The sequence below is a fragment of the Clostridium sp. AM34-9AC genome, from assembly GCF_003480225.1.
GTDB lineage: Bacteria > Bacillota > Clostridia > Lachnospirales > Lachnospiraceae > Acetatifactor > Acetatifactor acetigignens.
In genome coordinates, this window is record NZ_QUIU01000005.1 from 159,516 (window position 1) to 165,925 (window position 6,410).

The 6,410-nt window shown below is 44.4% G+C and carries 8 protein-coding genes and 1 tRNA gene; all 9 read left to right on the forward strand.

Features of this window, described 5'->3' with window-relative positions; genetic code table 11:
- Nucleotides 1-11 precede the first annotated feature (11 nt).
- The 9 genes from DW835_RS04885 (at nt 12) to DW835_RS04925 (ending at nt 6,174) form a co-directional block, all read left to right on the forward strand.
- Nucleotides 12-500: a hypothetical protein gene (locus tag DW835_RS04885; RefSeq protein ID WP_022312667.1), complete on the forward strand. Its 489-nt coding sequence runs from the start codon at nt 12-14 to the stop codon at nt 498-500.
- 18 nt (nt 501-518) lie between these two features.
- Nucleotides 519-1,658 (forward strand): DUF6382 domain-containing protein, encoded by a 1,140-nt coding sequence (locus DW835_RS04890; protein ID WP_022312668.1) that lies wholly within the window; start codon nt 519-521, stop codon nt 1,656-1,658.
- Between the two features lie 68 nt (nt 1,659-1,726).
- Complete coding sequence (locus DW835_RS04895) at nt 1,727-2,365, forward strand: rhomboid family intramembrane serine protease (RefSeq protein ID WP_118501860.1); 639 nt, start codon at nt 1,727-1,729, stop codon at nt 2,363-2,365.
- Entirely contained in the window at nt 2,362-3,369 is a 1,008-nt protein-coding gene (locus DW835_RS04900) for an SCP2 sterol-binding domain-containing protein (RefSeq protein WP_022312670.1), read from the forward strand. Before DW835_RS04895 ends, DW835_RS04900 begins: the two co-directional genes overlap by 4 nt.
- 10 nt (nt 3,370-3,379) lie before the next feature.
- Nucleotides 3,380-3,790: an HIT family protein gene (locus DW835_RS04905; RefSeq protein WP_117465307.1), complete on the forward strand. Its 411-nt coding sequence runs from the start codon at nt 3,380-3,382 to the stop codon at nt 3,788-3,790.
- 12 nt (nt 3,791-3,802) lie between these two features.
- The gene (locus tag DW835_RS04910; protein ID WP_117465308.1) at nt 3,803-4,645 is read left to right on the forward strand and encodes a fumarate hydratase; all 843 of its coding nucleotides are present in this window, start codon (nt 3,803-3,805) and stop codon (nt 4,643-4,645) included.
- A 7-nt stretch (nt 4,646-4,652) separates the two neighbouring features.
- Nucleotides 4,653-5,240, forward strand: coding sequence for a Fe-S-containing hydro-lyase (locus DW835_RS04915; protein WP_172594671.1), 588 nt, complete (start codon nt 4,653-4,655; stop codon nt 5,238-5,240).
- Between the two features lie 13 nt (nt 5,241-5,253).
- On the forward strand, nt 5,254-5,961 hold the full coding sequence (locus tag DW835_RS04920; protein ID WP_022312674.1) for a lysophospholipid acyltransferase family protein: 708 nt from the start codon (nt 5,254-5,256) through the stop codon (nt 5,959-5,961).
- A 125-nt stretch (nt 5,962-6,086) separates the two neighbouring features.
- Nucleotides 6,087-6,174: transfer RNA gene (locus DW835_RS04925), tRNA-Ser, on the forward strand.
- Nucleotides 6,175-6,410 lie beyond the last annotated feature (236 nt).

Sequence of the window (6,410 nt, forward strand, 5' to 3'; positions counted from 1 at the left end):
GGAGCAATCGTATGCAACGAAAGAATTATAAAGCGTATTTTACCGTGGAGGCGGCAGTTCTGTATCCTATAGTGTTGGGAGTGATAGTGTTGATGACGTATTTACTGTTTTTTCAATATGATCGCTGCCTTTTGGAACAGGATATGGGAAGGGCGGCAGTGAGAAGCGGCAGTAGATGGATGCAGAAAAAAGAGGAACTGAATCGACAGCTGCAGGAGAAAGATATGTTTTTTGACACGGAGAAATATATTGCCTGGGAGAGTGAATTGCCGGTCTGGAAACTGGAAAAGAATCAGGTAACCGTGGAACAGACGGGAAGAATGCCTTATCCGTTTTCCGAAATAGCGGAAGTACCCAGGTATTGGAGCGCAAAAGCCGCATTTCAGGTGAAGAGAAACAATCCGGTGGAGATTCTGCGAAACAGTCAGAGGTATCGTGGGAAGACGGAAGAAACAACAGAGAGTGATAACAAGGAAAATACAAGTGGTGCGGTACAGTGAGAAAGGATGGAAGAATAGTTGCTAAATACAGAATATATCAGAAGCTTAAATGCGAATTATGAGAGACTATTATTAGAACGGAAACCGGAGGAAAAGAAATATCAGTATTGTATGATCAGCCGGGGAGGGATCAAAGGATTGCTGCCCTGCAGTTTGAGATACATAGACGGAGAGGCCTATCTCTATTATGATATTACTTCCAGACAGAATATTGCACAGCTTTTTGAGAAGAAGCCTATTACAAGACAATGGATCATGGACTTTTTGTGGAGTATGCGCAGAGTGCGGCAGGAAATGTCCCGTTTCCTTTTGGAAGAGAGTAACATCGTGTGGTTTCCGCAACATGTCTATCAGGATCTGGAGAAGAAAGAATTTTATTTTATATATGTCCCGTATTGCACGGAAAATACAGGATTTGATGAGCTGATGGAATACCTGGTGGAACATGTGGATTATCAGGATGAAAGCCTGGTGGAATATGTCTATAAAGCCTACGAGCAATATGAATCGGCAGGAGAGGTCTATTTGCAGGCCAAAATTTTTGAGGATGCAGAGTGCCTGAGAATCCCTGAAAAAATGGATGCCGTAGAGGAGGAAACAACTGTTGTCGTGGGACAAGATCAGGAGAAGGATGCGATAAGGGAAGAAGAGAAGGAAATGCCGGTGGGAGAAGTTACAGTAATAAAGGAAAAGAAAGGCCTGTTTAATCTGTGGGAAAACCGGAAAAAGAAAGAGAAGCAGGAACGGGATAATTATACCCGGAGTCTGCAACTGACCATGACGGGATATGCGGTGGCGGAGGAGACCGCTTATGAGGAAGAAGATATGGGAAGGACTGTGTATATGGAGGAAAGACCGGCCCCCAGAGAGAGTACACACCGCCTGTTGTCGGAAGAAGGGAAGCTGCTTGCAACATTAGAACAACCAATCTACACGATCGGAAAAAAACGGGGAGAAACGGATCTGGTATTGAATGATCAGTCGATCAGTCGTCTGCATGCAAGGATCATAAAGGAAACAGATGGGTATTATCTTGAAGATATGAATTCCACAAACGGTACATTTAAGAACGGATTACAACTGCAGCCTTATGAGAGGCGAAAGTTGGAAGAAGGAGATGAGATTACATTGGGTAAGATCACGGTAATCTACCGGTAGGCAGTGTGCAACCCCCTTTTTGTTGACGGAGTGATATAAACAGTGGTACATTTGAAATACAATACCGGATGGAGAGAACATTGAGAGGAGCAATGAAGGTGAAAAGGCTTCGTAATGTACCCTGGGTAAGCGGAATGCTTGTGGTGATCAATGTAATTGTGTTCCTGATGTGTACTTTTTCGGGAAATGTGTTATATAATAAAGGCGAACTGGATGTAGTCAGTGTATTGGCCGGTAAACAGTACGGCAGGCTTTTGTGGGCAATGTTTTTGCACGCTGGCATAGAGCATATTTTTAATAATATGGTCCTCCTGTTTTTTCTGGGGGCCATGATTGAGAAGGTGACAGGTCATGTCACGTTTCTGGTGCTTTATTTTCTGTCCGGAATCGGAGGGAATTTATGCTCACTGCTGGTAAAGCTTCTGCAGATGGATTATTCGGCATCTGTAGGTGCCAGCGGAGCCATCTTTGGACTGGACGGAGTACTGCTTGCCTGGATTTTGCTGGATCGGCAATCTATGCCGGATGTGACACCCAAACGGGTGATTCTGATGATAGCATTATCTCTGTACAGTGGTTTTACTGCACAAAATATTGACAATGCGGCACATGTGGGCGGACTGGTGACCGGATTCCTGGCGGGACTTTTGTTTTGTGCGCTCAGGAAACACAGAAGACAGAAGAAAACGAAAGAGGTGTGGACTTGAATATCAACATTTACTATGGCGGACGAGGAATCATTGATGATCCTACGATCTATGTGATCAATAAGATGCAGGAAGTGCTGGAAGAGTTGCGGGTGCATGTGGAGAGATACAATCTTTATGATGGAAAGACCAATATTACGACATTGCCACAGACGCTGAAAGAGGCAGACGGAATTATTCTGGCAACGACAGTGGAGTGGTACGGTATCGGTGGCTATATGCAGCAGTTTCTGGATGCCTGCTGGCTGTATGGGGATAAAGAGACGATCGCGGGAATTTATATGTGTCCGGTCGTGATGTCTACCACCTACGGAGAGAGAGAAGGCAAGCTCAGTCTTGCGGCGGCCTGGGAGATTCTGGGAGGATTGCCCTGCAGCGGCATATGCGGATATATAGAGAATACAGTAACGTTGGAGATGAACGGACAGTACGGCCAGATCATTGAGAAAAAGGCTGAGAACATGTACCGTACTATCAACCAGAAGATTGCCAGTTTCCCAGCCAGCAATAAAGTGATGCGTCAGAAAGTAACGATCCCCAAGGCAATCAACCTGACACCGCAGGAGACAGAACAGTTGTCGGAATATGTATCGGATGATACGTTTGTACAGCGACAGAAGGAAGATATTCAGGAATTGACTTCCATGTTCCGGGATATGTTGGATAACAGCGGAACGGATAATGAACAGGAATATCTGGAAGAGTTCCGAAAAGTTTTTGTACCGCAGCCTGGTTTTGAAGCAAGATATGTTATTAATATAGAAGAAAAGAAGAATCCTCTGTGGATCGCTATTGGCAGTGGCGCACTGGAATGCGGATACGGTGAGACGGAGAAGCCGGATGTGGAGATGCAGATGAATCGTGCTGCCATGGAAGATATTGTGAACGGACGAATGACCTTCCAGAGGGCGTTTATGTCAGGCATTATGAAGCGAATGAAGGGAGATTTCCGAATTCTCAGAACACTGGATCAGATGTTTCCCTTTGAAGAAAATAATAGATAGGAGCAAAACGATGAAAAAGGAAGATTGTATTTTCTGTAAAATTGCAAACGGAGAGATCCCTTCCAAGACATTATACGAAGACGGGGATTTCAGAGTAATCTTGGATCTGGGACCGGCTACCAGAGGACATGCGCTGATCCTGCCCAGGGAGCATGCGGATAATCTCTATGAACTGCCGGAGGATACAGCGGCAAAAGTATTTGTTCTTGCAAAAAAGATGGCAACAAAGATGACAGAGAAATTACATTGCGATGGTCTCAATATCGTACAGAATAATGGAGAGGCTGCCGGACAGACCGTTCGCCATTTTCATATGCATTTGATTCCCCGTTATGAGAATGATGGACAGCATATTTTATGGAATCCCGGGAAAAGTACACCGGAAGAACTGGAAGAGATTCGCAAAACCATTACCGAATAACAGGGAGAAACCATGAGAACAGTAGATGTAGCTACTTTGACGCAAAATATCAAAGAAATGTGCATAGAGGCCAATCATTTCTTATCTGAGGACATGAAGACGGCATTTACAAAAGCGGAACAGCAGGAAAAAGCACCTTTGGGGAAGCAGATCCTGCAACAGTTGCAGCAGAATATGGATATTGCAGGCAAGGACATGATTCCCATCTGTCAGGATACCGGAATGGCGGTTGTATTTCTGGAAGTGGGTCAGGATGTGCATCTGACAGGGGGCAATGTGGAAGATGCCGTCAACGAAGGTGTCAGACAGGGATATGTGGACGGTTATCTGCGAAAATCTGTGGTGAAGGATCCCATTTACCGGGAGAATACGAAGGATAATACCCCCGCGATCATTCATTATAGTATTGTTCCGGGGGATCGTGTCAGGATAACCGTGGCACCAAAGGGATTTGGCAGTGAGAATATGAGCAGAGTATTTATGCTCAAGCCAGCAGACGGAATAGAAGGCGTGAAGAACGCAATCCTGACGGCGGTAAAGGATGCAGGACCGAATGCGTGCCCTCCTATGGTGGTCGGAGTGGGCATTGGCGGTACTTTTGAAAAATGTGCATTGATGGCGAAGAAAGCATTGACACGTCCGGTGGATGAACATTCGGAGATACCCTATGTGAGGGAACTGGAAGAAGAGCTGCTGGAGAAGATTAATAAAACAGGCATCGGACCGGGAGGACTGGGCGGATCAACCACAGCACTGGCGGTCAATATTAATACATATCCCACACATATAGCGGGATTGCCGGTAGCTGTAAACATCTGTTGCCATGTCAATAGGCATGCAGTTAGAGAGATCTGAAGTAAAGATGTCCGGATATTATAATAATTGGAGTGTAAGCGACATGGATAAATATGTAAAAGTACCTCTCAGCGATGAAGATGCCCGCTCTCTGAAATCAGGAGATTATGTATATCTGACAGGGACCATCTATACAGCCCGGGATGCGGCGCACAAGAGAATGCAGGAAGTTCTGGACAGGGGAGAAACACTTCCTATAGGAATGAAAAATAACGTAATCTACTATATGGGACCGTCTCCGGCGAGAGAAGGCCGTCCTATAGGGTCTGCAGGCCCTACAACAGCCAGCAGAATGGATAAATATGCACCGGGATTATTGGATCTGGGACTGAAGGGGATGATCGGAAAAGGAAAAAGGTCACAGGCAGTCCGGGATGCCATTGTAAGAAACGGAGCGGTATACTTTGCAGCCGTAGGTGGTGCAGGAGCACTTTTGTCCCGCACAATTACCTCTTCTGAGGTCATTGCATATGATGATCTTGGAACAGAAGCTATCCGTAAACTGACCGTAAAGGACTTTCCTGCGATTGTAGTAATTGATGCAGAAGGTAATAACCTGTATGAAACGGCGGTAAAAGAATACAACGAAGAGTAGACTGGGGCGGACTATGTATAGAATCATACTGATGGTGGTAAGACTGTTCTATAAGGTGCCGTATTATCTGATTCGGATATGGTGGCTGGGAACCAGAAAGAATTTTGACCTGGAAAAGAACTATGCATTTATCAAAAAGGTAACAAAAGCGGCAAACCGTGCCGGAAGAGTAACCATAGAGAGCTATGGTGTGGAAAATATTCCGAAAGAAAACGGGTTTATCTTTTTCCCAAATCATCAGGGAATGTTTGATGCACTTGTGTTTCTGGAGTCCTGCCCGGTTCCTTTCTCTGTAGTCTATAAGAAAGAAGTAAGCAATGTAATCCTGTTAAAACAAGTATTTCGGGCATTGCACGCGATTGCCATAGACAGAGAAGACATTAAGCAATCGCTTCAGGTGATCAATCAGATGACAGAAGAAGTAAAGCAGGGCAGAAACTTTCTGATCTTCCCGGAAGGAACCAGAAGCCGTATGGGAAATCAACTGCTTCCATTTAAGGGAGGAACATTCAAAAGCGCAGTCAGAGCAAAGTGCCCCATTGTACCATGTGCTCTGATTGATTCTTACAAACCGTTTGATGAGAAGTCCATAGCTCCGGTTACGGTAAAGCTGATCTATTTACCGCCAATCTGTTATGAAGAGTATAAACAGTTGAAAACACCGGAGATTGCGGACATTGTAAAAACGAAGATTGAAGAAGCTATTCGGCAATATTCATAAACAATATCTACAATTAGGAAAATAATAAAAAAAGCAATTGACAAAAGCATAGAGCTTATGTATAATAACTTTTGCGTCACGAAATGACGCCAATAACATATTGGTAGAGACGATGTTCGGTTCATGGAGAAATACTCAAGAGGCTGAAGAGGCGCCCCTGCTAAGGGTGTAGGTCGGGCAACCGGCGCGAGGGTTCAAATCCCTCTTTCTCCGTTTACTACCAATAGGAAGTAAAAGAAGAATCTTAAGAGATTGAGATTTCTTTTTTTACGCCATTTCCACCATTATGTAAATGCTTTGAAAAATAAATGTAAAAAGTTGTTGACAAAGCACGGAGCAATGTGGTAGTATGAAACTCCACCGCGAAAATGAAAGTTTTCCGGTTGAGAAAAAGATTTGAAAAAATCGAAAAAAGTTGTTGACAAACGAAAGCGGTTATGATAAGATAT

Bases quoted from the DNA above. Each gene is read 5' to 3' on its own strand.
- DW835_RS04885 (WP_022312667.1), top strand. From the start codon at position 12: ATGCAACGAAAGAATTATAAAGCGTATTTTACCGTGGAGGCGGCAGTT.
- DW835_RS04895 (WP_118501860.1), top strand. From the start codon at position 1,727: ATGGAGAGAACATTGAGAGGAGCAATGAAGGTGAAAAGGCTTCGTAAT.
- DW835_RS04905 (WP_117465307.1), top strand. From the start codon at position 3,380: ATGAAAAAGGAAGATTGTATTTTCTGTAAAATTGCAAACGGAGAGATC.
- DW835_RS04910 (WP_117465308.1), top strand. From the start codon at position 3,803: ATGAGAACAGTAGATGTAGCTACTTTGACGCAAAATATCAAAGAAATG.
- DW835_RS04915 (WP_172594671.1), top strand. From the start codon at position 4,653: ATGTCCGGATATTATAATAATTGGAGTGTAAGCGACATGGATAAATAT.
- DW835_RS04920 (WP_022312674.1), top strand. From the start codon at position 5,254: ATGTATAGAATCATACTGATGGTGGTAAGACTGTTCTATAAGGTGCCG.